The sequence below is a fragment of the Oceanobacillus sp. FSL H7-0719 genome (assembly GCF_045040795.1).
Taxonomy (GTDB): Bacteria; Bacillota; Bacilli; order Bacillales; family Amphibacillaceae; genus Oceanobacillus.
Map to the genome: position 1 here is coordinate 574360 of NZ_CP150301.1, position 25909 is coordinate 600268.

At 34.6% G+C, this 25909-nt stretch carries 29 protein-coding genes and 2 pseudogenes; 28 read left to right on the forward strand and 3 right to left on the reverse strand.

The window, feature by feature from the left end; translation table 11 throughout:
• The first annotated feature begins 257 nt into the window (after positions 1-257).
• The 21 genes and pseudogenes from NST93_RS02885 (at position 258) to NST93_RS02985 (ending at position 16889) form a co-directional block, all read left to right on the forward strand.
• Positions 258-629: a hypothetical protein gene (locus NST93_RS02885; RefSeq protein ID WP_405101012.1), complete on the forward strand. Its 372-nt coding sequence runs from the start codon at positions 258-260 to the stop codon at positions 627-629.
• A gap of 68 nt (positions 630-697) precedes the next feature.
• The gene (locus NST93_RS02890) at positions 698-2386 is read left to right on the forward strand and encodes an HNH/ENDO VII family nuclease (protein ID WP_405101014.1); all 1689 of its coding nucleotides are present in this window, start codon (positions 698-700) and stop codon (positions 2384-2386) included.
• Positions 2383-2826, forward strand: coding sequence for an SMI1/KNR4 family protein (locus NST93_RS02895; RefSeq protein WP_405101016.1), 444 nt, complete (start codon positions 2383-2385; stop codon positions 2824-2826). Before NST93_RS02890 ends, NST93_RS02895 begins: the two co-directional genes overlap by 4 nt.
• A 442-nt stretch (positions 2827-3268) precedes the next feature.
• Positions 3269-4045, forward strand: a complete 777-nt coding sequence (locus NST93_RS02900; protein WP_405101018.1) for a recombinase family protein — start codon at positions 3269-3271, stop codon at positions 4043-4045.
• 156 nt (positions 4046-4201) lie between these two features.
• On the forward strand, positions 4202-5437 hold the full coding sequence (locus NST93_RS02905; protein ID WP_405101020.1) for an IS110 family transposase: 1236 nt from the start codon (positions 4202-4204) through the stop codon (positions 5435-5437).
• A gap of 235 nt (positions 5438-5672) precedes the next feature.
• Entirely contained in the window at positions 5673-6017 is a 345-nt protein-coding gene (locus tag NST93_RS02910; RefSeq protein WP_405101022.1) for an HNH endonuclease, read from the forward strand.
• Positions 6018-6037: 20 nt separating this feature from the next.
• The gene (locus NST93_RS02915) at positions 6038-6508 is read left to right on the forward strand and encodes an SMI1/KNR4 family protein (RefSeq protein ID WP_405101024.1); all 471 of its coding nucleotides are present in this window, start codon (positions 6038-6040) and stop codon (positions 6506-6508) included.
• 149 nt (positions 6509-6657) lie between these two features.
• Positions 6658-6915 carry a hypothetical protein gene (locus NST93_RS02920; protein WP_405101026.1) on the forward strand — a complete coding sequence of 86 codons (258 nt, stop codon included), beginning with the start codon at positions 6658-6660 and terminating at the stop codon, positions 6913-6915.
• Positions 6912-7070 (forward strand): IS66 family insertion sequence element accessory protein TnpB, encoded by a 159-nt coding sequence (tnpB, locus tag NST93_RS02925; protein ID WP_405101028.1) that lies wholly within the window; start codon positions 6912-6914, stop codon positions 7068-7070. Before NST93_RS02920 ends, tnpB begins: the two co-directional genes overlap by 4 nt.
• 126 nt (positions 7071-7196) lie before the next feature.
• A complete protein-coding gene (locus NST93_RS02930; protein WP_405101030.1) occupies positions 7197-8003 on the forward strand; it encodes a hypothetical protein in 807 nt (268 codons plus the stop codon).
• A 13-nt stretch (positions 8004-8016) separates the two neighbouring features.
• Positions 8017-8406, forward strand: a complete 390-nt coding sequence (locus NST93_RS02935; RefSeq protein ID WP_405101032.1) for a hypothetical protein — start codon at positions 8017-8019, stop codon at positions 8404-8406.
• Positions 8407-9040: 634 nt separating this feature from the next.
• Positions 9041-9187, forward strand: a complete 147-nt coding sequence (locus tag NST93_RS02940) for a hypothetical protein (protein ID WP_405101034.1) — start codon at positions 9041-9043, stop codon at positions 9185-9187.
• Complete coding sequence (locus NST93_RS02945; RefSeq protein WP_405101036.1) at positions 9184-9894, forward strand: hypothetical protein; 711 nt, start codon at positions 9184-9186, stop codon at positions 9892-9894. The genes NST93_RS02940 and NST93_RS02945 overlap by 4 nt, the downstream gene beginning before the upstream one ends.
• Before the next feature lie 1407 nt (positions 9895-11301).
• Positions 11302-12021 (forward strand): hypothetical protein, encoded by a 720-nt coding sequence (locus tag NST93_RS02950; protein ID WP_405101038.1) that lies wholly within the window; start codon positions 11302-11304, stop codon positions 12019-12021.
• 437 nt (positions 12022-12458) lie between these two features.
• The gene (locus NST93_RS02955; protein ID WP_405101040.1) at positions 12459-13487 is read left to right on the forward strand and encodes an ADP-ribosylglycohydrolase family protein; all 1029 of its coding nucleotides are present in this window, start codon (positions 12459-12461) and stop codon (positions 13485-13487) included.
• A gap of 158 nt (positions 13488-13645) precedes the next feature.
• Entirely contained in the window at positions 13646-14035 is a 390-nt protein-coding gene (locus NST93_RS02960; protein WP_405101042.1) for a hypothetical protein, read from the forward strand.
• Positions 14036-14116: 81 nt separating this feature from the next.
• Complete coding sequence (locus NST93_RS02965; protein ID WP_405101044.1) at positions 14117-14464, forward strand: hypothetical protein; 348 nt, start codon at positions 14117-14119, stop codon at positions 14462-14464.
• 256 nt (positions 14465-14720) lie between these two features.
• Positions 14721-15098 carry a hypothetical protein gene (locus tag NST93_RS02970; protein WP_405101046.1) on the forward strand — a complete coding sequence of 126 codons (378 nt, stop codon included), beginning with the start codon at positions 14721-14723 and terminating at the stop codon, positions 15096-15098.
• A 297-nt stretch (positions 15099-15395) separates the two neighbouring features.
• Positions 15396-15818 carry a hypothetical protein gene (locus NST93_RS02975; protein ID WP_405101047.1) on the forward strand — a complete coding sequence of 141 codons (423 nt, stop codon included), beginning with the start codon at positions 15396-15398 and terminating at the stop codon, positions 15816-15818.
• A 51-nt stretch (positions 15819-15869) separates the two neighbouring features.
• Positions 15870-16595, forward strand: a complete 726-nt coding sequence (locus NST93_RS02980) for a hypothetical protein (RefSeq protein ID WP_405101049.1) — start codon at positions 15870-15872, stop codon at positions 16593-16595.
• Positions 16595-16889 (forward strand): annotated as a pseudogene (locus NST93_RS02985) (DUF4176 domain-containing protein). The gene NST93_RS02980 and the pseudogene NST93_RS02985 overlap by 1 nt, the downstream one beginning before the upstream one ends.
• 156 nt (positions 16890-17045) lie before the next feature.
• Here the strand turns inward: NST93_RS02985 and NST93_RS02990 are convergent.
• Positions 17046-17261 carry an integrase core domain-containing protein gene (locus NST93_RS02990; RefSeq protein ID WP_405101051.1) on the reverse strand — a complete coding sequence of 72 codons (216 nt, stop codon included), beginning with the start codon at positions 17259-17261 and terminating at the stop codon, positions 17046-17048.
• 769 nt (positions 17262-18030) lie between these two features.
• Here NST93_RS02990 and NST93_RS02995 point away from each other — a divergent pair.
• From NST93_RS02995 to NST93_RS03015, 5 genes are all read left to right on the forward strand, one after another.
• The gene (locus tag NST93_RS02995; protein WP_405101053.1) at positions 18031-18999 is read left to right on the forward strand and encodes a hypothetical protein; all 969 of its coding nucleotides are present in this window, start codon (positions 18031-18033) and stop codon (positions 18997-18999) included.
• Between the two features lie 22 nt (positions 19000-19021).
• Positions 19022-19783 carry a hypothetical protein gene (locus tag NST93_RS03000; protein ID WP_405101055.1) on the forward strand — a complete coding sequence of 254 codons (762 nt, stop codon included), beginning with the start codon at positions 19022-19024 and terminating at the stop codon, positions 19781-19783.
• Between the two features lies 1 nt (position 19784).
• Positions 19785-19988 carry a hypothetical protein gene (locus NST93_RS03005; RefSeq protein ID WP_405101057.1) on the forward strand — a complete coding sequence of 68 codons (204 nt, stop codon included), beginning with the start codon at positions 19785-19787 and terminating at the stop codon, positions 19986-19988.
• Positions 19972-20118 carry a hypothetical protein gene (locus NST93_RS03010; protein WP_405101059.1) on the forward strand — a complete coding sequence of 49 codons (147 nt, stop codon included), beginning with the start codon at positions 19972-19974 and terminating at the stop codon, positions 20116-20118. Before NST93_RS03005 ends, NST93_RS03010 begins: the two co-directional genes overlap by 17 nt.
• 1525 nt (positions 20119-21643) lie before the next feature.
• Positions 21644-23143, forward strand: coding sequence for a recombinase family protein (locus NST93_RS03015; RefSeq protein WP_405101061.1), 1500 nt, complete (start codon positions 21644-21646; stop codon positions 23141-23143).
• A 30-nt stretch (positions 23144-23173) separates the two neighbouring features.
• Here NST93_RS03015 and NST93_RS03020 read toward each other — a convergent pair.
• Positions 23174-23521 (reverse strand): annotated as a pseudogene (locus NST93_RS03020) (sigma-70 family RNA polymerase sigma factor); the annotation flags it as partial.
• 163 nt (positions 23522-23684) lie between these two features.
• Positions 23685-23819 (reverse strand): sporulation histidine kinase inhibitor Sda, encoded by a 135-nt coding sequence (locus NST93_RS03025; protein WP_405101063.1) that lies wholly within the window; start codon positions 23817-23819, stop codon positions 23685-23687.
• Between the two features lie 440 nt (positions 23820-24259).
• Between NST93_RS03025 and NST93_RS03030 the strand changes: the two genes are divergently transcribed.
• Together NST93_RS03030 and yqeH are read left to right on the forward strand one after the other, a co-directional pair.
• Positions 24260-24790 carry a YqeG family HAD IIIA-type phosphatase gene (locus NST93_RS03030; protein WP_405101065.1) on the forward strand — a complete coding sequence of 177 codons (531 nt, stop codon included), beginning with the start codon at positions 24260-24262 and terminating at the stop codon, positions 24788-24790.
• A 3-nt stretch (positions 24791-24793) separates the two neighbouring features.
• Positions 24794-25894 carry a ribosome biogenesis GTPase YqeH gene (yqeH, locus tag NST93_RS03035; protein WP_405101067.1) on the forward strand — a complete coding sequence of 367 codons (1101 nt, stop codon included), beginning with the start codon at positions 24794-24796 and terminating at the stop codon, positions 25892-25894.
• Positions 25895-25909: the final 15 nt, after the last annotated feature.

Here is a 25909-nt window from a genome sequence, read left to right on the forward strand (position 1 = left end):
AAAAAGGAGAAATTTGAATTTATTAGTAGGAGCTTTATGGTTAACGAGATAAAAATAGTGAGATTATATCAAAAGAATTTATAGATTTATTAAGTGAGTAGGCATAATTCATTTTCTTTATTGTTATAGTTTCATGGAGATTTTACTTAGAAATTTACATGAAACTAAGATTTAAAAGATGTTTAAGAATAAAGTTATAGTCTTGAACGTTAATACAAATTAAACGGACAGTAAAATAGATATAAAGGAGTAAAAAAATGGGAATCCAAATTAAAAGAAACACAGGTGTAATGGGTGGAACGATGCCCGTGTCTTTATTAGTTGAGGGACAGAAAGTTAAAAAGTTAAGCAATAATGAAGAATATCGTATTGATGCAAACCAAAGCGCAGTAAAGATAAAGGCAAATCAAATGTATTTTGGAAGTGCTGAAATAGAAGTGGAAGATCAGTCCATTGTTGAAATAAAAATAAATCAAACAGCCTTACTTTTGCTTGTCCTATCTTTCGTTTTTCTTTTTGTAGGCGTCGTGATGAGCCCTATTGTAATTGGCGTGGGTGTAGTTGGCACAATTGTTACTATGATTTACGCAACTAAAAACTGGTTTGACTTAAAAGTAATGAAGTCTTAAATTTTTCTTTAGGGATTAAGTTAGTAGATTTATACTATATCAGATGAATGGGGTGGAGGTTTGATACGATGGATGTAAAATACATCCCCGCAGACTGGAATCAAATGAAATCCAGTATAGGTGAATTGATTGGCAAGGGTGTTTATGGCAAAGGGATGATCGATGACCTGAAGGATGTCACGCGCAATTTAGAGGGTGCCGAATCAGATATTGCCCGTTATGACAGTGATGGTGTTGTGCGCTTCAGCCATATTGACCGGGAATCGACTTATCAGGAAATATTTGAAGACTGTGAAGTCATGCGTGACTTCACAGGGAAAGTTGGAGATATCGTAGATCGCACTATCGACCAACCTTTCTATGAGGATATCGATGCGTTCGTATCAGCGATGCAGCAAGCAACCATATCGAAATACACAACCAAGAATCGAATTGGCTTAACCGATGAAGTGACGCATTATGCTCAAGGGATGAATAAAACTATGCGCCAGCCTAAAGCAGAGGTAAGCCTGGATGACTTACTCAGTGGCGATAACTTTTATGCAAGTCACATGCGTATTGAATATGACATGTGGAAAGCAGAAAATCTCGATCAGGATTTTTCACAGGAAGAGTATCGTATGGCTGCGGTGAATATGAATGCATTTGAGTATAATTCGATTGAGGACCAGCAGCTGAATAAGGAATTTTGGGTAAATATTGCAGCTTTGGTAACTATAGTTGGTACAACTGTACTAGCTGTAGTTGTCCCACCTGTTGGCGTTCCTTTAACACTTACTATAGGAACCACGTTTGGTGCATTAGAATTGAAAGCTGCAGTGACCGGAAAAGATTGGGCATCAGATAGAGGATTGGGATCAGGAGAGCGAGCATTGCGCGGTAGCTTAGCCTCGCTTGATTTCATCCCCGTAGTAGGGGCAGTAACAAGGTTTGCTACAGGGATACGTTTAGGAAGTCGTGTGCTATCTAGGGGGCGCGTTGCAGAGATACCAGGACTTAAGTCAACTGCCCAAAACGGGTTAAACCAAGTAGGGAATATGATACATACTGCTGGTCAAATGACCGCGCAACGTGTGAAAAGTGCTGGATTAGCTATAAAGGATGCCGCGAATGTAGCGAAAAATAAACTAGCAAAAGATATACAAGATATAGGAAAAGTGGCAGATTCCGCGATTACTTCCGCGAAAAATATTACCTCAACTAGAAAAGTAGTATTAGCAGGAGATGTAGGGAAAGTACATATACCTGCGAAAAATACACATTTCTTTGAGAATAAGGCGAAGCAGTTGTATAGTAAAGCTGAGAGCGTTCCAGTTGGAGGTACTAAGGGTACGGGTAAATTAAATTCAACAAAAGATATTTATAAAGTATCACCTAAAGATATTTACCAAGCGCTAGAAGGCTATGAGCAAACTCATAAATTCAAAGCACATTTTAGAGGATTTGAAGTAAAAGCACAGCGTTCATTATCGCATATGTCTGATAAACAATTGATATACTCATTTAAAAAAGGTTACTCACCAAAGGATGGAGCAAATGATACAATTGTACTCCATCACCATGAACAAAAAGTTGAGGGACCAATAATTGAGATGCCTAGTAGATACCATGATTTGGGTAATAAAAAACAACATCCATTTGGAAATTCAGGTGGAGTTGGGAGTGGGGAAGCTAGGATAGAATTTAATAAGTGGCGTAAAGAATATTGGAAGGCAAGATATGCCAATGAAATGATTAAAAGGGGGATTATTGAATGAAGATAGAAATATTAAATGCTATCGATGAAGAGTTCGAAATGTGCCCAGAAGCCTTTGGAGGACCTCTTAATATTGAGGAAGTAAACCAAGCAGAAGATGAACTAAAAGTAAAATTGCCAGAGGACTTTAAAGAATTTCTTTTGAGATATGGTTCTGGAGCAGTTGGTGAGGCTATTATTTTGGGATTGAAAGAGGCAGAGTTTGTTGCGACACCATCATTTGTAGAGAAATCTCTACATTTTAGAAAAGCACTCCCTCAAGGGTATGAGAATTTTACTGCTATTGGTATAGACGGTGCAGGAAATCCAGTAGGCTTTAATTCCCCGAATACAGAAATTATTACATTTGACTTTAATTTCGGTGGGAAAGAAATTATAGCAGAGAGTTTTGAGGAATACTTAGAAAAAGCAATCCGTGAAGAATTAAATATACATTTTTAACATCCGGGATATTAATTGTAATAAGATAGACTAAAAAATGAAAATTAACTGTAAGCACTTGATTGCATAGTAGGCAACAAGTGCTTTTTTGAGAGAAATTAGCCTTTGGACAACATAAAAAATGATTTGTATCAAATTCATAGCTCATGAAGGTAGTACCATCAAGGCATTCTGTTTTAATACTTGGTTTGTGAAAATAATACGATAATTAGGCGAGATGACATTTTACAAGGTAGGAGGACTTATGACAGGGCATTGACAATAAACAAACGAGAGTACATAAGCTCGTGGCGATACACTATATGAAAATTAAGAGGTATGTAATTAATTTTTATATTACAAGGTTTTGGTTGTGTTTTTACAAGAGATGGTCGTATAATACTCGCTATTCGTTTAAAAGGCGTTACGGAAATTACAATTTATGTAACGGGAGGGTGAAAAGTTGAACGTTGTTGGGTATATACGAGTCTCAACTCAAGGGCAGGCAAGAGATGGATATAGCTTGAAATATCAAGAAGATGAAATTAAAGCATATTGTAAGGAACAAGGCTTGAACTTGATACATATTTTTAGAGATGAAGGAATTAGTGGCGCAAAACTAAATGAAGAAGCGTTGGAAATAGACAGGGTGGGCTTACAAGAAATGTTGGCTCACCTTTCGTCTGTCCAAACAAATTACGTGATTGTTTTGAATACAAGTAGGTTATGGCGTTCAGATATTGTGAAAGTGCTGATACAGCGAGAGTTGAAGAAATATGGCTGTGATATTAAAAGCATTGAACAACCATTTTACAGTATCCATAAGAATGACCCAAATGACTTTTTGGTAAACGGCTTAATGGAGTTATTAGACCAATACCAACGGCTTGAAATTGCCCTCAAACTAACGAAGGGGAGAAATAAAAAGGCAAAGGAAGGTGGATATGCAGGTGGTCGGGCAACATTTGGTTATCAGAAGCAAAAAGGTGAAAAGGAACTAATGATTCATAACAATCAAGCAAAGGCGGTAAAAAGATTATTCGAGCTTAAACAGCTACATAGAAAATGGTCACTATCTAGGTTAGCAGAAGCATTAAATAATGAAGGCTATAGAACAACGCAAGGTAAATTGTTTACCAAAGTACAAGTAAAACGCATTTTAGACCGAGAAAGCTTCTACCAAGGGATTTATACATATGGACAAATACAAGCAAATGGCAAGCATGAAGCAATAATTTAAAAGGTTACTTAAAAAAAGGATTCATTTTCTTATAAGTTCTTATGAAACGATGAAAATGGATAGGCTTTCGTACCAATGCGCACCAGTTGGTGAACGCTCGAACTAAGGTTGCCGGCATTTTTTTCAATGATTAATAAATGAATAGGAGAATGAACCATGCATGAAAAGCAGAAACACTTGTATGTTGGAGTAGACTTACATAAGCAACACCATGTGGCAGTGATTATTAATTGTTGGCAAGAGAAGATAGGTGAAATAAAGTTTGAAAATAAACCGTCTGCCTTCTCAACATTTTTACTATATATTGATAAACTGATGGAAGAAGGATTGACGCCTGTATTCGGCTTAGAAGATGTTGGAGGCTATGGACGGTCGTTGGCACAGTTTTTAACCGACCATGGACAGGTTGTGAAAGAAGTGAATCCAGCACTTTCATACGCTGAACGAAAAAGCCATATGACCACACAAAAAAGTGATAGCTGGGATGCGGAATGTGTGGCACGCATTTTGTTAAACCAACTGAACCATTTGCCCGACGCTAAACCACATGATTTATTTTGGTCAATACAACAATTAGTAACTAGAAGAAATGCGTTAGTAAAAGCACAAGGAGCATTAAAGAACCAACTGCACATTCAATTGAGCCACCATTACCCTAGCTATAAGAAGTTTTTCTCCGAGGTGGATGGGAAAACAGCTTTAGCATTTTGGGAACGATACCCTTCGCCGTCTTGTTTAGAAGGTGTGAGTATAAAACAATTGACCACCTTCTTATTAGAAGTGAGCCATAATACTTGTTCGGTGAAAAAAGCGAATGAAATATTGAAGTTAGTAAAAGAGGACGGAAATACAACAAAAGAACATCAAGAAACACGAAACTTTTTGGTAGAAAGCATTGTACGGCATATTTTATTTGGAAAGCAGGAAATAGGCAAGGTAGAAAGAGAATTAAAAGAGTTAATGAGCTTACTAGACTTTCAACTAGACTCCATGCCAGGCATTGATCTCGTTACAGCTTCCGCATTAATTGCAGAGATAGGTGATGTAAGACGTTTTCCTAATGCCAACAAATTAGCACGATTTGCGGGTATTGCGCCTGTTTACTTTGGCTCTGGTGGGAAAGGCAAGGAACAAAAAAGTAAACAGGGAAATCGGGCGCTGCACGCTTTATTTTACAACCTGGCTGTGCAACAAGTGCAAGTAGCAAAAGGAAGTAAACTGCCACGTAACCCAGTGTTTTATGCTTACTACCAAAAGAAACTAAAAGAAGGAAAAACAAAGGGGCAAGCATTGGTGTGCATTATGAGAAGGCTTGTGAATATTATTTATGGCATGATGAAGCATAAAACAGCCTATGAATTACCGATAATGCATGAGAAAGAAGTAGTTTAATAGGGTGGTAAAATGGCTGACTTTTTAATTTTTAGCTTTTAAGATTACAACATAGGGTACGGGTAAAGTTGATAAAGAATCTGGTGGAATAAGAAAGCTGGAAAATATAGAAGAATTTGTAAAGGGTAACAAAGAGTTTGAAGATGTTCTTGAAGATTATGCGAATCTATATGCTAAAAAAATAAACTCTAATGAACCTTGGTCTTGGGGAGAAGATATATTAGGTGCAGAGAATTTGTCTTTAAAACAAAAACGCCTTATTAAAGAACAAGCTACTTCTAGTGGGCATATTCCACAAATCCCAGTAAATAAAGTTGAAGGAATGCGTTACGGATTTGCGGATTTTGCTGGGGGTGGTTTAGTTGAAGAAATTGTTTATTTACCAGAAGAATTTTGGAAGTTATCTGATAAGAGGCAATTTACCTGGCTTGATAAGCAAATTGGAGGTCCTCGTGAAGGAATGACATGGCACCATACTGAAATACCAGGGAAAATGGAATTGGTACCTTATGGAATTCACAATATTACGCCACATAATGGAGGTAGGACAACTGGTATGTGGGCAGATGCCCCTAGATAACTTATTAAGGAGGAATTTAGGTGAAAATAGATAAGTCGACTATAGCTCTACCGTTGCCAACAGATGAATTGTTTGAGAGGAAAGAGAAATTTTGGAGAGTAAAACTTCCAAAAGATTTTGTTGAATTTATGAAAGGAAATAATGGTGGAAGACCAATAGATGGAGAGTTTAAATGTAATAATCACGAATATGCAATAGATCGATTTTTATGTTTATTAAAGACTCCTAGAGATAACGCATTAGGAATGTATGATATTGATGTTACTTTAACACAACTTGAAGATAGATTGACTGATAATGAAGAGTTGATAGGTGCAGATATTTTACCAATTGCAGTCTTATTTGCTGGTGACTTTGTGTGTTTGGATTTTAGGAATAATAGAGAAAATCCAATTGTTGTTGTTTGGAATCATGAGGAATCAGCTGAATTAGAGCCAATAACGTACTTTGTAGCTGATACATTTAGTGAATTTATTTCTGAGGTGAAGTAATATAACAATAAGCGCCAGATGTTTTGGCGCTTATTGTTATGGAAGTACCTAGTAACGAATAAACGTAAACCCGTAATCAAACAACGCATACAAGAATTCAGCACCTCTCCTGCTAAGATAGAAATATCAATTGAAGGAGGTGCTTTTCTATGCCACATGAAGAACTGATCATGGCCCCCGTAACACTCCATCCTGAAAAAAAAGAATCTACGTTAGCGCTTCCGCTAGAATCTCCGGCAGTACCAACCCCTGTTTGTACGATGAAATCAGTCAGCCTTGCAATTTCCTTCTTTAATGGTGTAGATGAGCATATCATTCAAACCGTGATAAGGGATTTGAAAAATGGATGTGGCAAGATTACACAGACGTCAAAAACATTTACATCGTTTGCGGTAAGACGGATATGAGAAAAGGAATCTACGGACTAGCTACGCTCGTTCAAGAGCATTTCGAGCTAGATCCATACGGAGATTCCATCTTCTTATTATCTGGTTGGAGCAAATATCGTTACAAATGTTTATATTTGGCGGTGATGGATTCGCCATGCTTTATAAACGTCTAGATAATGGTAAGCTTCAATGGCCTAAAAATGAAAATGAAATGACGTTCTAAACTTATCGTAACAAGTATGGGAAAAAGATAAGTATGTAAAAATAAACTAGTAAAAGATATACAGGATATAGGGAGAGTGGCAGATTCAGCGATTACCTCAGTGAAAAATATCACATCAACTCGTAAAGTGGTTGATGCAAGAGATATAGGGAAAATACATATACCTGCGGAGAATACACATCTCTTTGAGAATAAAGCGAAGCAGATGTTTAGTATTGCTGAGGGTGTTGGTAGAAATTTAGGTTTAGTAGAATCTGCAGCTTCACCGAATGCCTTCAAAAATCAAATTAACGAAGTACTAGAAAAATATAACTGGGATGTAGAAACGTTTCAAAAAACAAAACTAAAGCCAGTTGATAAATTATCGGAGACAGAGTTATCAATTATGAAGGAAGTTAGAGATGTTGTACTTAAGCCTACTTCAGATACTGCATTACAAAAGACAATACCAGGTCAAGATATTGAAAAGTATATTTCAGGGGTTTACACCGAAATAGGTGGTTATGTTGCAAAGATAGACGATATGGGGCATATAAAAAACTATGATGATGTGGTTGAATCCTCTCGTTTAGATTATTCTTTTCCAGACGGATGGAGGCCTTACCCTGAAGACGGAGATACTTATGGAAAGATAGTATTTAAATCACAAAAAATTGATAGTATTGAAATACCTTATGGTGAAAGGTTTGGTGGGACTAATATTGATGGTCCACCATGCACTTTGAATGGTTTTACTGGTTCAAGAAATGGAGAAATAGTACCTGAATGGCAGTTTGATGATAGATATCTTCCAAAACAAGGTGCTGAAATTTATAAGGTTATAAATGGCAATGAAATTTTAGTAGGTGTATTCAATGGTAAAAAATTCGTAGCTGTAAACTAAAGAGGTGTAAGGTATGATCAGAAAAGGTTTCTTTGGAATTTATCAAGGCAAAGAATATGAAATCACTGAAGATGTGGATAACAATCTAATGATAATGACTGAAAACATAAGTGAAGTAACAAGTGACTTTGAAGATATTTATAATAGTGGCTTATACACAAAGAAAATTAAAAGAAGTGAACTTAGTAAATATTACTTTATCAAGCCGCGTGCGGAGTATAAAGGAAAGCAATTTAATGTAAGTAATCAGCAGAAAGATAGCTATATACAATTAGGAACAAAAAATGGGGGTATTGCAAAGAAGTTGAATTTTAATAGAACGGATAAGTATTATTATGAAAAATGGGTTCCTATTAGCGAAGTTAAATTAACGGAAGAAAAGAAACTTATTGATATTAATTGATATAGTATAGTTTTGAATTTTACTTGATTGCTTTTCAATGCAAGGTTTAAATATAAGCTAAATAGAATTATATAAAGGGGTAAAAAAATGGGAATCCAAGTTAAAAGAAACACAGTTGTAATGGGTGGAGCGGCGAAAGTATCGTTATCAGTTGGGGGGAGATAAAGTTAAAAGCTTAAGCAATAATGAGGAATATCGTATTGATGCAAACTAAGGTTCGGTAAAATAAAGGCAAATCAAATATATTTTTTTGGAAGTGCTGATAAAGAAGTTGAAGATCAATCCGTAGTTGAAATAAAAATAAATCAAACAGCCTTACTATTACTTGTTCTATCTATGGTTTTCCTGTTATTAGGAGTCATAATCACCTTTATTATTATTGGAGTAGTTTAGGTTTGGCCGACATAGAATTCATAGGGATGATGGCTTTATCTATATTAATTTTCTATACTATGCTTTTCGTTCTTCCCGAACAACTAGTGATCTTATACTGTAAATATCGTTTTGATAGTTTTAATTTTAATAAAAAAGGAAATTAAAAACCGATGGGTAGAAAACATGCGTAATACGGACATTTGATTACGGCTATTTATATTTGAAAGCCTGCCTTTTAGTTCAATGTTTATATTGGGAAATGGATAGAATTACTGACCAGCCGATTGTTGCATTTGTTGAAGGTGAATTGGACTTGAGAGTAAGTTGTTGCATTAGTAAAGAGCGGGAGAATCACCAAGAAGCATTGCAGTTTGGTTTAAAAAGAATTGATGAGGTGAAAGAATGAGTAAATTATCCGAAGAGAACTTCGCAGCAATTAAAAGTGAAATACAAGATGGAAGATTAACGTTGGCCGGGATGAGAGGATATCTAATGGGGCTACTACTTATTTCTGGTTTTTTTGTAGGATTATCTTTCGCTGTAGCGAATGCTAATACGGTCGGTTGGGATACTCTATCTAGTGGATGGCATATGATTTACTATATGGAAGCAGTTTTATTTTGCATTCATATACTGCTTCTTCTATTCTGTTGGGGGAGTAACCAAGTCAGTCAAAAGATGTTAAGTATTGGGATGGTCTTGTTTACATATAAAGCAGCACTCGATCCATATCTTCTGGTCATTATGTTTAGTAAAGACCGTGGGAAGGATGATTCAGTAATACCAATTATATTAATTATATTAGTAAGTGGCTTTATTTTACATCTAGTTATCCTGTTTAAATGGATAAAGAGTTTAAAAGATAAGAAAAAGAAGACAAACGAAAGAGGTACAATATATTTTGTGCTTGCACCTGTGGTTGCGATTTTAACAACTATAACTACCATAGTTATAAAAAATGGGATGCTTGGTGAATTTGATCTTTTGTTTGGTTTATTCATTGTTACCGTAGTTTATTTAGGCCTTTTAATCGGTGTGTGTGAATTTATCATTGCAATGTATTGTATTTTTAAATTCCCTTCATTTTCTGTCAAAAATTTCAGCCATAGATAGTATGATTTACGGTATGGTCTAAGTTCAAGCAAGCGAGTCAGTAAGTCATATGTATCATATCATTTTATAATAATTAAAGAAGCAGTTCTTTATAGATACAGCAATATCATGTTACTAATCATTATTTTGTGGTTTATATTTTATCTTTTGCAATAAATCGTGTAAAGGTTGAAGCGGGTTATCGTACCGTGAAATTTAGAGACTATAATAAAGGGAGTTTAAATAATAGTTAAACAATCATTTCTATACCATTTTTTCCAAAGGTACTTTAATAAAATTGATTAGCTAAGGAATAGGAGTTGGAGAAAGGATGTACGTAGATTAAAAGAAAAAATTTTGCAGTCTTCAGACGTGCGCTAGAATCGGGAAGACAAGGCCCTAATAATTTTGGTGCTATGCTAATACTTTCTATTTTTCTGCAGGCACTTATGTTTGTATTGGCGTATATCGTAGGTGCTGATCGGTCGGCATTTCCTTATATAGATAATATAAGGTTGTTCCACCTCATAATTACACTTATTTTGATTATATTATCGGTTATTTACGCTATTCCTTCCATCTATATGAAACAGCAGAAGGTCCAGTATTTCATAACTATACTTGTATCACAGAATCTTTTTGGAATTCTAACGTTGATAATGGCTCTTTTTTTCTAGAGAAGGAGAGAAGTATTAGTTTAGATTCTTTATTGTTTTTTACATACGGCGCTTTAGCTTTTGGATTATTAGTATTTCTAGTAACCTGTGTGCGACTTTTAATTTTGTTGAAAAAAGGTGATTACCGAGTTGGAAGTAAAAAAGATCAAGTCAGGAACAAAGTCGAATCGAATATAAAATCTTTTTTGCCAATAATTATTGTAGTTAGTATAGGATTAGTTTTCGTTCTTCAATTTTTAGTTAGAACATATGGCCTAATTGATGTGGAAGTTGTAATTTTGATTATAATTAGTATATTAGTTTTCTTTGCAATGCTTTTCGTCTTACCAGAGCAATTCGTAATACTATATTGCAAATACCGTTTTGATAGTTTTAATTTTAATAATACAGGAAAGTTAAATCTGATGGATAATAAACATGGGTAGTATGGACATATGATTACAAGGGATCTCAGTCTAATATAAGAAGAAGGGATTATGTTTCCTGTTCGTATAAAAAACTAAAAAAACAAGGTTATCCCCTCAACAAATCAGGTTAAGACACCGTTAATAACCGGTTATGCCTGTGCTTTCCAATCTGACTTCTATAGCACACTTCAATAATATATACCTGTAAATTATTGTAAATAGTAGAAAAGGGGCTGAATTAGGAAAGTTAAAGAACGTCTTGAACATGTCTATCCATATATTGAAACAAGAATAATAAAAGCACATATTGGAATGATTCGTATAAGTTTAATGAGGTGAAGTTGATGAATAAATTATCTGAAGCAAATTTTAAAGCAATAAAAGATGAAATCAAAGAGGGTAGATTGACAATGTCTGGGATGCGGGCATATCTTATTGGTCTGTTTTTTATATCAGGATTGTTTGTAGGTGTGTCACTAGCTGTGGCAAATGCTAATACAGTGGGATGGGATACGCTATCTACTGCATGGCATAGAATTTACTACGCAGAAGCTGTTTTATTTGGTTTCCATTTACTGGTGATGTTGTTCTTTTGGTGGAATAATGCTTTTACTCAAAAAATGTTAAGTATTGCTGTGGTGCTGTTTACATATAAGGCTGCGATGGATCCCTTCATTACGGTTTTAATGTTCAGTAAAGACAGGGGAATGTACGAATTATACTTACCATTTATTTTGATTATTTTAGTTGGCGGCTTGATTATTCATATAATTGTGTTAGTAAAATGGTTCAATAGTTTGAGATCGACTGTTAAAACAAATGAAAAATCATCTAAAAAAAGAAAAAAGAACTACATATTGTTTCCAATTTTATTTATTATTATAGCGATAACTTCGATGGCGATAAAAAATGGACTATTGGGGAACTTCGAAATTGTCTTTATGGCATTTATTATAACAATTGTGTATCTAGGTCTTTTAATCGCGGCCTGTGAATTTATCATTGCAATGTATTGTATTTTTAAATTCCCTTCATTTTCTGTCAAGAATTTTAATGAGAAATAGCATTATTAGAAGAACGCGTGTGAATAGAGTAGAATCAATATAAAAAATAGTAGTCTAGCATATATGGTTTATTATAAAGACTATAAAATATTTTAGAAGCTTCAACAGAAAAAAATATGACGAATTTACAGGTGATTTGTAACGCCTTTATAGATAATGATAAAAGTCAAAGTTTAGTTTAATTCATATGAGAAGGGAGGATAAATAAAAATGTTAAGTAGATTAAAAGAAAATGATTTTAGGGTATTGAGAGGTCCATTTGAATCTGGGAGACAGAGGCCTGAAAAAAGAAAAGGAAAAATAGCTAACTATTAAGCCCTAAGATATTAGTAGAGATTGATAGCCTAATCAAATTACTAAGGAGCTGTTAATACTATGACTCAAGAGAAATACATAAAAGGATTTAAATCAAAAACTTTATATTTAGGTGAATATGTATGACAGGAAGAAGATTAATAGATAGATGGAAAGATGATAATAAAATTTTCTTGGGCATAAATATTAAAAAACGTGTATTACCGACTATTTACGGTGGAATCCTCGGGGATCTAATGGGAGTACCAGTTGAATTTAAACCAAGGGGATCTTATAAAATTCAAGATATTATTGGTTATGGTACATATAACCAGCCACCAGGCACTTGGTCTGATGATACGTCCGTAACCTTATGCTTGATGGAAAATATCATAGAAGAGGGAAATGCGGAAAGTTTGATGAAAAAGTTTGTACAGTATAAAAATAGAGGTTACTGTACTCCATTTGATAAAATGTTTGACATAGGGAGAACCACTGCCGAAGCAATTGATAAGTTTAACAAGGGTGTCCCCGCTGCGAAATGTGGTGGAACTGAAGAATATGATAATGGAAATGGGGCAATCATGAGGATTTCACCTATAGTATTTTTATTATATAATGAGTTCAACTTTTTAAAAAAGGTGGAGTTAATCAAAAAATATACTGAAATCACTCATGCCCATCCCCGGTCTATTGTAGGATCAGTTTTGTATGTGAAACTGCTCCTAAGACTATATCATAATAATCCGCTTGAAAAATCATTAATTGAGGTATCTGAATTGTTTCATGAAAATCTTGCGAAAGAACATATATATATAAAAGAACTAAGTGCTTTTGAGAGGATATTTGATAAGAATTTCTTTGATTTACCTGAAACAGAAATTCGATCAGACGGTTATGTGGTTCACACTTTGGAAGCTGCAATCTGGTGCTTAGGAAATTCATCAAATTTTAAAGAAGCTATATTAAAAGCGATAAATTTAGGTGATGATACAGATACAGTGGGTTCCATAACAGGAACCCTAGCTGGAATGTTTTATAAAATGGAACAAATTCCAGAAGAATGGTTAGAAAAAATAGTAAGAAAAGAAGAAATTAAAGAAAGAATAAATAGATTTTATGAATATTGTGCTGAGAGAGCTATTATACAAGAGTATGGAAGTCTTGAGTAATAGTTCTGTTTAGAGTTAATTAGTGGGTGTAAGGGGAATAATAATAACGGTTCGACATATTGACCCTAATGGCACTGCGGATTCGATTGGCAGTTCTATAATAGATACTTACCAAGATATCGTACAGAATTATACAAGTACCCTAGGAGATTATAAATATGGTAAGAAAAGGAGATTATACATATTATGATGGAAAGGAGTATAGGTTAGTAACTGATAGAAATGGAAAAACATTCTTGATAAGTAATGATAGTACTGATATAAAAAAGGGTTTTCAAAAATATTCAGACGGAGTATTTCAAAAAGAAATTGATCTAAATGAAATAGGGGATATATATTATATTCACCCTTATGCAATTTATAATGGAGAAGAGTTTGATGCAAAAGTTAATAAAGGTAAAAATACTGTAAAACTAGGCACGTCAAATTCAACACTGGCGACAAAGATGGGGTTTGATAGAGTTGATAAGTATTATTATGAGAAAAATGTTTCAGTAGATAAAGTTAATCTCTTTGAAAAGAAAAAAGTAATAAATAAATTGAACTAGTAATATAGCGAGTAGATATTGTTTATTTCAATTTTGATTTAGACTTTAAACGGACAGAGAATGATATAAAGGGGTAAAAAAATGGGAATCCAAGTTAAAAGAAACACAGGTGTAATGGGTGGAGCAACGAAAGTATCGTTATCAGTTGGGGGAGAAAAAGTTAAAAAGTTAAGCAATAATGAGGAATATCGTATTGATGCAAACCAAGGACCGGTAAAAATAAAGGCAAATCAAATGTATTTTGGAAGTGCTGAAATAGAAGTGGAAGATCAATCCGTTGTTGAAATAAAAATAAATCAAACAGCCTTACTTTTGTTTGTTCTATCTATGGTTTTCCTCTTAGTGGGAGTAATGGTCAGCCCTCTTGTAATTGGAATAGGAGTAGTTGGCACGTTAGTGACTATGATTTATGCCACAAAACTGGTTTGACTTAAAAGTAATGAAGTCTTAAATTTTCTTTAGGAATTAAACTAGAAGATTTATATCATATCAAATGAATGGGGTGGAGGTTTGATACGATGGATGTAAAATACATCCCCGCAGACTGGGATCAAATGAAATCCAGTATAGGTGATTTAATTGGCTTGGCGGCAGGGGCAAAGGAACGATTGACGACCTGAAGGATGTCACGCGCAATTTAGAAGATGCCAAATCAGATATTGCCCGTTATGACAGTGATGGTGTTGTGCGTTTCAGCCATATTGACCGGGAATCGACTTATCAGGAAATATTTGAAGACTTTGAAGTGATGTATGATTTCACAGGGAAAGTTGGAGACATTGTTGACCGAACAATTGATGAGCCATTCTATGAAGATATCGATGCGTTTGTATCAGCGATGCAGCAAGCAACCATATCGAAATACACAACCAAGAATCGAATTGGCTTAACCGATGAAGTGACGTATTATGCTCAAGGGATGAATTACACTACGCGCGAGCCTAAAGCGGAGGTAAGCCTGGATGACTTACTCAGTGGCGATAATTTTTACGCTAGTCAAATGTGCATCGAATATGACATGTGGAAAGCAGAAAATCCCGATCAGGATTTCTCCCAGGAATAATACCGGATGGCTAAGGTAATGAAGACATCGAAGTTTCACCGGAACTCATTGATTATTTAAATAAAAATGATAATAATGATGTTATAGATACTTCTGGAAAAGTGACAAAACACGGAATAACGGTTGCAACTCTTTTAAAAGCGTATGACATACACAGAAAAGGATTTGATATTAAGAAATATAAGACAAAAGGAAAACAAATGGTTCGGTATAGAATGTATAATCGAAGTTGCGGGAATAAGTAAACCTACTAAACGAGATACTAAAATATATGATAAAAAGCATGTGGACCAACAGGTGAAGAGAGGAAAGTCTGGCGATAAAATACCTATTGCAGATAAAGTGAACACTAAGGCAGGAGCTGTAAGCGGATTAAAAACGAAGGCTGGTTGGTTAGGTGTTGCGATTGATGTAGGATTGAATGCAAAAGACAATATAGGAGATGGTGAATCTGTCCAAAGAATAGTTGGAGAAGCAGGTGTTGATGTCGGCATTGGCGCCGTGTCATTAGCCGCATCCGGAGCCGCTGCAGCATTTATGGTAGGTACTCTAGGTGCACCAGTATTAGCAGGTGCAGCCGTAGGTATTGGAGCATCTTATGCAATTTCCGCTGTGGCGGGAATGGAGATTGGCGGAAAAAGTGTCGCTGATCATGTTAAAGATGGTGTCCAAGGTGTCGCTAATGGTGTCAAAAGTGGTCTGAAAACAGTAGCGGGTTGATTTAAATAAGTTATATAAATGAATATGCTTTTATAAAAAAGGGAGGAAAAGATGAAAATAGATCCTGAAACTAGACACCAGAACCTAGCTCAACATGTTAAGCAACAATTAGAATTTATCTTTGTAGAGGATGTTAAATCGTCCGTAATAACATTTGTTTTTGTTATGTACGATGTGCCCTTACTTTTGGGGTTATTAAGTATATTTAAACATGAATTTTTATGGATTGTTTCCCCTTTTATTCTTATCGTTCATTTATGGGGAATCAGACTTGTCATAAAAAATCCGTATTCTACACAGTTTGAAATGGTTTTATTTATGGGGATACTTGGTCTTTTCGGGGCAATTTCCTTATTTATTATGGTACAGGGAATGTCGTATTATACGCTTCATATCACCTCCGTATTCTACTATATCATTATAAATTTGACGACCATCCTGTTAGCGTATATCTTTGTAAAATATCAAATTGATAAATATGCTGGTGACCCAACGAAGGAAAAAAAAAGTGGAAACCAGTCAAAATATATGGGTGTATTAACCATCGCCCCAGCAATAGGATATATATTGGGACAAAGTGTACAAGAAACGATTATTTTAAAACATGTTATCTCATTAATCGTTATATACTTCTTTGCTATTCTTTTTATGTATGTGGCAGCAAAGTTTTTACATCGGTACTTTTTTATGAGAGCGAATATGGACTATGTAAACTATCATCCATATTCCAACAAGGAAAAGAAAAAACTTATTAAACAAGGATTCGAGATAAAATAATGGAGACACTATTACCAAACGGATCTATAATCTTATTAAAAGGTGGAAATAAACGCTTACTCATTTATGGAAGAAAACAATTAGTTACAGGTGAGGGGTGAGGAAATTCAGACCCAAGAAGAGAAATTAACAGAACAAACTATGTATGATTATATTGGTGTTCCATATCCAGAAGGTTATATTAGTCAAGAGTACACTTATGTATTTAATCATTCTGACATCATCGACATTATATTTCGGGGTTATGAAGATGGGGAAGAAAAGGAGTTCCAAAAAATCTTAAGACAAGTTTAGAAACTTTAGAAAGTGAATAAGGGTAAAAAAGAAGGCAAAATACCCAGAAAATATAAAAAGGAGCATTCCTGTTAGAAGTTTTTAGGGGCTTGAATAAAAAAAGCCCTCTTGGTATTAGACTGACATAACGATTTGAGACAATAATAAAGCACCTTCTTAGGCTGCTAATCCTCTAAATTCAATCGGGGATTGGTAGCCTAACTTTTCTTGAAAACGCTCTTCATTATAATGCTTCATATACACGTTCACACGATCAATAGTTTCGTGATTTGATAAAGAATTATACTTTACGTATTGGAATTCCTCAGACTTGATACTAGAATGAAATGATTCAATTACTGTATTATCCCAACAATTCCCTCTTCTAGACATACTGCTAACAAGATTCCTATCTTTTTTCAGATTCATCAATATGAATACATCGATTCTATCGTTACGGCAAATGTTCACTTGTCCGATTTTTACACCGCTGCACCCTATTTGATTTGAGTTGGGTATGTTTTGTTTGCTTTAAGTCTTATGTTGATGACAATTCACTTCAGGAAAATTTTTCGTGAAGCAGGAATGTTCCAAAAGAATGAGGAATCAAAATATGTGGGGAGAGGTCGAAAGAATATTCAGAAGATAGCTAAAGAGGAAAGGTTATAGAGGGAGGGATTTCTTTCGCTGGCAGATTGTTCTACCAAAGGTGAAAAGAACAACGTTTCCAAAAGATTTACGATGACTAGATGAAAGAAAAACAACCATCGAAAAGGGAACTGTATCGGTAGTGCTGAAATAAATCAATAACTGTATAATTGAAAGGAGCATATGAAAAATATATGCTTCTTTTGCTTAGTCCTTTGTAATTTATTATATAAATTAGAAGTTGATAGTGTAGAAGATATTTTATTGAACTTGAATTATCTTTTTCAAACACATTTAAAGCCGATTTTATTCACTTACCTCTACAAAAGCTTAAAGAAATATCTGAGTTCAATTCATGATAGAGTGGATTCTAGTGACGTCGCAATTGTAAAGAGTGATTATCCGAGCCAGTATTAAGCTAATATATAATATGAGTTCATTTTAGGAAAAGCTAATAGTAGAAAGTGATTATTTAAATGAGATTGAAACAGATGTAGATCTTGAATACAGTAAGTTGAGTAGCTATCACCAATCAGTTGAACGTACCATTCAAAATGTAAATGATATTAGCGCTGTAAGTCCACCTGAAATGAATTCTGCTACTCGTTCAAAAAGAGATGCTGAAGATGTAGTAATTGAGCTTGAAAGTAATTTATCCTCTTTTACAAAGGGAGGTAAAAGTAAAGTTTCCAGAACAAAAGAATTTTTACAAAGGTTTGAAAAAACAATTGATACAGCGGGGACTGAGAAAGGAGAAGAATTAGTTACAGGATTAACATCTAGCCGTGCAATATACCAAGCAGCGAAAAATAAAGGACTAAGTGTATCCACGTATACAAAAAACGGAAAAATTATGTATCGGATTAATGCTACAGAGGATGCGTTGAAAGCTTTGGGGGTTAAACCAGATTCCCATGCCAAAAAAGCTATCAAGCAAAGTAGAAAGCACCGTCAGGCTCCAATAAAATACTACGATACAAAAACAGGGACACACACTTGGTCGACAACTGGAAAAAAAGTAATAAATAAGCATCCTTCACTCACTTACTTATATAATAATACTCATATGGATAGTGCAAAAAGTGTAGGTGCTGTAGCAGGTAGAAAGGTAGTTCAAGACTTAAAGGATAAAGTCGACATAAGAGGTAAAGGATTCACTAAAGCTCTTGAACCAATAGGTTCGGCGTTAAGCTATTATAGTAATTACCACGATGCTCAGGCAGATGGATTGAGTGGCAAAGAAGCACATTCAAGAGCTATTACAGATACGGCGTTTGATGTTGTAGATGGTAGTGCTATTCAAGCGGGAAGTATCGCAGTATTTACTGCAGCAGTACCTATTCCAGGTGTAGGAACAGCTATTGGGGTAGCAGCGGGTCTTGGAGTTGATTGGATACTAAACCAAGGTTTTGGTAAAAGTGGTAAATCAGTTATGGATAGGGCAAAGGGAGCATTTAGAAAAATTAAAGGTTGGTTTAGTTAAAGTAATAGGAGGTAATTCGATAATGTTAAACAAATTACAAATAGAAGATTTCGCCGTATTAAGAGGTTCTTTGGAATCAGGGAGACAAAGTCCAAAAGTTTTATCTCGTGTGCTTATTCTATGTGGTATATTTCATCCCTTAATGATGTTTTTAATATATGTGGTTGCAGCAGATGCTTCGGCTTTCCCATTTCAAAGAGAAATATTTTATGTGCACATAATTATAACAATAGTTTTGGTAATATTTTCAATAATATTTTCAATCAAGTCTATATACATGAAGTTTCAAAAGTTTCAATACTTAACAGTTATATTAGGAGTACAAAATATTGGAGGAATAAGTTTTTATTTAGTAGCATTATTTTTTATTGGTAAAGATGTCAGTTCTGTAAACTCCTTGTTGAATTTAGCTTATGTCACTCTGTTTTTTGGTTTATTAATTTTTGTTGTTACTTGTATTAGATTTTTAATATTGTTAAAGAATGGTGAATACAGAAAAGGATCAAAAAGGGATAAGTTAAGATCGAAGACGGAAATAGAGATTAGATCATACCTGCCAATAATTATTATCGGTAGTATAGGTTTGATGTTTATTCTTCAATACCTGATTCGAATCCTTGATTTAGCTGATATTGAGACAACAATAATGATGGTTTTATTCTTTTTATTATTTTTTGTTATGCTCTTTGTACTTCCAGAGCAACTAGTTATGCTATATTGCAAATATCGTTTTGAAAGTTTTAATTTTAATAAAAATGGAGAATTAAAACCAATGGGGAGATAGAGTGCGTAATATGAACATTGAGGTACGGCCACTAATCTTTGATAACCTATTAGTCTATGAAACAAAACAGTTACGTACAGAGTGGCAAGAGGGTTTATTTTTGATGGAGGATATTACTTTAACGGAGGATATTTATAAGAATGGACCTGTTTTCTTTTCAGTGACCTCAGAGAAAAATGAAGATAAATTTGGTCATTTTACTTAATTATTTACCAATTAATGATGGGGTTACTTTAGAAGACGAAACACATTTTCAATTTCATGAAGCTTTTATCATTGAGAAAGCATTAGTGATGAGACAAGCAGATCAGGAAGTTGATTTTCATGGCATTTAGTATTTACAATTTTACTTATTGTATTTTCCGCTATATATGCTGTTCCTTTTTTTATGCAGCGGATTGCACCATTTGACGCTTTACTCATGCCGAATCGATTAATCAGTGTTTTTATTTCACTGTTTGAAAATTCAAGCCGGGTGAACAAATGGTTTGTAACTGTGAAACGTATAATTTGTATATTCCAATTAATTTTTATAAATAATCGAAAATTGTGTTTTCCACCATTAGCTTTGTCCATTCTTCTTATATTTGAATGCATATGTTATATATGAAAGGAGGGATACGTTATGTGTTATTCTGACTCATGTAAAGAGAAGAATCATGATTGTCATTCATGTAAGAAGAAATATGAAGACGATTGCAGTTGCCACAAGGTTAAAAAATATAAGAAGCAATATGAAGATGACTGCAGTTGTCATGAGGTAAAAAAATATAAAAAGAAATATGAGGACGATTGCAGTTGCCACGAGGTTAAAAAGTATAAAAAGGAACATGAAGACGATTATTGTAATAAACAGGTAAAAAAATATAAGAAACAATTCTGTCATTGTTGTAACAAATATTACTAAAGACCTTCAAAAAGCTTCTAACTGGGTTACCAGCTTAGAAGCTTCTTTTCGAGGATGAGTTACATAGATTTTATTAATAATTTGAGGTATATCTAACTCTCGGATTGCAGATGGCTGTTTTTATTCTAAACTTGTCATATAGACTCAGTTTCGTATTTTCGATGTGAACTGCCTATTTATTAGCATCAGCAGGCTGCTAACCATGATAAGCTTCTTGCAAGCCGATTAGTAAAATCAGACTTTACTATATAAACATTCATATCTTTTTCTATACTTTAATCGGGCAGGATGATGGTATGATAGGTTTGTTCACTCGCGCGCGCAATTGCGAACAAAGAAATTGTTTTATTGTATATAGATTAAAATAATTGTATTACACAGCGTTTTGTCAGAGTGCTAAAAATGAAACATGATTCTATTCTGGTCTTTTGTTATTATCGTAAAAAAGTACGCACATTAAAGTTAGATAATATTCTTTCTGCTGCCGTTATGAATGGGAAAATTGGTGCGTGATGGGAAAGAATATAAAAAATTGACATTTTGGATGTTCTCGTATTCATTGGTCTTTTCCTTAACATTAAATAAAGAAGCCTCTCGTTTGTTTTGGCAGCTTCATTCTTCTTTCTTCCTTGGTTGATCATGAAATAAAGGTTTTAAAAGCGCTGCCTCAATAATTATCCACTGCCAATCTATTCTTCAGAGTTAAAACATCATTACCATATTAATTAGCCTGTCTTTATTTTAAATTGACTAACCAAATAGCTTCTGAAATTTATTATGTATTCTTCTATACAATAATCATTCTGAATCTGTACAAGCAGTGACAGCATACCTTTTAATGAGGTGATGCATCATGCAGATAAAAGTGATTAAAGGGAAGCACTTTGATAAGGTCATCAGTGAATGTTTTCAATACCTCTATGATGAATACAGGAAGGAGAAGCTGGCGAAAAATGATAGCAATATACGCAAGAGTATCCACGGAAGAACAGCTGAAAGGGTACAGCATCGAGGGACAGATTGAAGATTGCATCAAACTTGCAGGAACGGATAATGTGATACAGTACATTGATGATGGATATACAGGAGAGATACTTAACCGTCCCAATCTGACGAAAATGCTGGAGGATGTTGAAAAGGGTCTGATAGAAAAATTAATATGTTACGATCCGGACCGGCTCTCCAGGAAACTATTGAATCAGCTATTAATTACAGAAAAACTCGATAAACATCAAGTAAAGTTACTGTTTGTAAAAAGTGATTACAAAAATGATCCGGAGGGCAATCTGTATTTTCAAGTACGGGGTGCTTTTTCTGAATTTGATAAAGCAAAGATTAAACATAATACGATGACTGGACGTTACAGAAAAGCAAAAAGGGGAAAGGTAGTTAAAAACGGCAATATGTATGGTTATGATTATGATAGAACTACTGAAACATATACAATAAATGAAAAAGAAGCTGGGATTATAAAGATGATTTTTGATTATTATACCGATGCAAATTCTCCGTTTAAAGGTATTAATGGGATTGCTGTACATTTAACTGAAATAGGTATACCGACAAAAAAGGGGAAAAAGACGTGGCATAGACAAGTAGTTAGGCAAATGCTGATGAATGAGTCTTACACCGGAATTTATTATCAGAATCGGTATGATACAGAGGGAGACTATGTAAAGAAACAGGCAGGAGAAAGGGTGGAGCATGGAAAGCTGAGACCTAAAGAGGAGTGGGTAGTTACTGAGATTCCTCCAATTATTACCACAGAACAATTTGAGTATGCGCAAGCTCTACTAAGCGAAGCAAAACGCAGAAGCACATCTGTTGACCGCCATCCTTATTTGCTTTCAGGCTTAGTCAGATGCGGCAGGTGTGGCGAAACAATGAATGGAAGAAAAACGAAATCACATGGAAAAGATTTCTATATATATCAGTGCAGAAAAAGCTATGCTGGAGCTAAAAGTAAAGGATGCGGACGTCAGATGAGTGAAAATAAGCTAAATGGCTTTGTCTGGGGTGAAGCTGTAGAACTACTAGATAATGTGCAAAAAATAAATGAACATCATGTTGTTCAAAAGAAAAGTTATATATTTGACGAGATAGAACACTTAAAAAAGCAAATAGGAATAGCGAAAAATGGCAGAAATCGTCTTTTGAGGTTGATTACAATATCCGAAAGCGATGAAGACATTGACCTCCAAGAGATTAAAGAAAAAATGAAAGAACTGCGGGTGAATGAGATTTCTTTTAAGGAAAAGCTCGAGGTATTGCTGAAAGAAGCAGAAGAGGAGAATAACAAAAAAAGCATCTATGCATTAGAGGAAGCCATAAAGCATTATTTGAAAGCACCAGGATCACACTTAGACATTTATAAGAGGCAAAATATCTTAAGACTAATTATTCGAGAAGTTGAGGTGATTGACTCCGAAACAGTCCATATCCGTACATTCTAGGGCAGCGCATGTTTCGCTCTGCCCCTCAGTCATGAGGATTTCATTCTCAATGCAGCGTGCTGCGTATGTAGCAAGCTTTGTGCCTTTATCAACAGAAAAGCTTTCTACACCTTTAATTAGACCGATTGTACCGATAGAGATAAGGTCTTCCGTGTCTTCCCCCGTATTATCGAATTTCTTAACGATATGGGCAACGAGCCGCAGGTTATGCTCAATCAGCTTATTTCTTGCATCTGCATCGCCTTCAAGCATTGCTTTGATATATTTAGCTTCATCTTGGGAGGATAATGGCTGGGGAAATGCATGGTTTTTAATATAAGAAACAAAAAACATTGCTTCTTTAATTAGTACTGCTAGAACAGATAATATGCTTGACAAGAAAAATCACCTCCACCAATTCATAATAATAGCGTTCCGTATAGGCAATTGCCTATAGTTATGTGTATGATTGGCAGTGGCGGATTGTGTTTGTCCTGTAAAAGTTTTCTAATATTAAACGTGTGTATTATGTTTTCAAGCAGTCATGTTTGAGGTATGCATCTTAATGGTTAATTTTATTCAATAGGCTCCTTTTGTCAATTTCTTTCTTTATGAGTAGAACAAAGTCTTTACTTAAATTTAATTTCTTAGCTGTAAAATAGGATTCTAATAGCAATTCGTCTGATAAATTTTCCATGATACAGCCCTCCTAACAAAGAATAATTACTTAAGTAAACATAATTTATCATGTTTCCTAAATGAGGACAAGTAGTGAGTTATCTACAGCTAAATGTAGATAACTTGTGAATAAGTTGATAATAATCGAGGTAAAACTTAAGATAAAGCGATTTTTTTCGTGCATAAAGTTATCCACATTTTAGGAACTGTCACTATTTGTCGAACGATTCTTCCGTAAATGATGCATACTTTTAAGATGGGGGACAATTCGTGTTTTAAATTTTCGATTTATTTACCTTAAATGGATCGTCTAAATTGCTGCTTCATTTCCATAACTTATAAAGTATGATAAGATATGTTTTTCCTTTTGTTGGTTTATCTTTAATCTTAATTAGGATATTATAGGATAGAGATAAAAGAAGGTTAATAAATAACGGTTCGTTCTCGAATAGAAGTATAATGAGGTGTATGGAAGTGCTCAATCGGTTTTTACCAAATGAAAATGTGAAAAGTATTTTTGATATCCAGCCAGAGGTTCTTAAAGAACGCGGGATAAAAGGAATAATAACAGATTTAGATAATACCCTGGTTGCTTGGGATGTCAAAAATGCAACACCAGAAGTGACGCAGTGGTTCGAGTCAATGAAAAGTCATGATATAAAAATAACGATTATTTCTAATAATAATATGGAACGGGTAAAAGTATTTTCCGATCCGCTTGGAACACCATATGTTTATAGTGCAAGAAAGCCGCTTGGTCGTGCTTTTAAAAAAGTGGCTAATGAGATGGAATTAAATCAAGATGAAATAGTTGTGGTCGGCGACCAGCTTTTAACGGATGTGCTTGGAGGAAATTCTGCCGGGTTTTATACCATTTTGGTCGTGCCAATTGTACAATCTGATGCGAAAATCACTCAATTTAATCGAAAAATTGAGAGAATGATTCTAAATTACTTTAAGAGAAAAGGTAAAATCAGCTGGGAGGATTAGGAAATGGAAAAAATACAATGTCAAGGCTGCGGAGTAGTCATTCAGACAACGGATAAGGAGAAAATTGGCTATACCCCGCCGTCTGCATTAGAAAAAGAAACCGTGTTATGCCAGCGTTGCTTTCGTTTAAAGCATTATAATGAAACACAAGATGTGCCAATGACAGATGATGATTTTTTGAAAATGGTAAGCAGTATCAGCGACTCAAAAGGCTTAATTGTACATATCATTGATATTTTTGATGTAAATGGCAGTTTAATAAAAAGTTTACCAAGAATCACTGGAGATAATCCAATTATATTAGTTGGAAATAAACTTGATTTATTACCAAAATCAACAAGCGAAAACAAGCTGATTCAATGGCTTAAGAAAGAAGCCAAAGAGGCTGGTATAAAAGTGCAGGATGTCTTCCTCATATCATCTATGAAAAAGACTGGTATCGATGAACTGAAACAGAAAATTGAAGATTATCGCAATGGAAAAGATGTTTATATTGTCGGAACAACCAATGTTGGAAAATCGACATTTATTAATGCATTAATTAAAGAATCTACTGGTTACAGTGATGTCATTACAACTTCTTATTTTCCAGGAACAACTTTAGGTTTTATTCAGATACCGCTGGATGAGCATTCATCTTTAATTGACACGCCAGGAATCGTGAATAAGCAACAAATGGCACATTATTTATCACCAGAAGATTTAAAAATCATCACACCAAGAAAAGAAATTAAATCACGTGTATATCAATTAAACAATCAGCAGACATTATTTTTTGGTGGCTTAGCGAGATTAGACTTTATTAAAGGAGAAAGACAGTCATTTATTTGCTATTTCTCCAATGAATTAGAAATCCACCGTACAAAAGTTGAAAAAGCGGATGCACTGTATGAGAAGCATAATGGGGAGTTGTTATCACCGCCAAATGAAGACAGCTTAAAGATTTTACCCCCATTAACACAGCACTCGTTTAAATTATCAGGCGGTAAGACAGATATTGTTTTTCCGGGTCTTGGATGGGTAACTGTAACTGGGGATGAGACTACAGTTATTGCTTACAGTCCAAAAGATGTTGCGGTATCGGTAAGAAATTCATTGATATAATATTTAAAAGGGGGG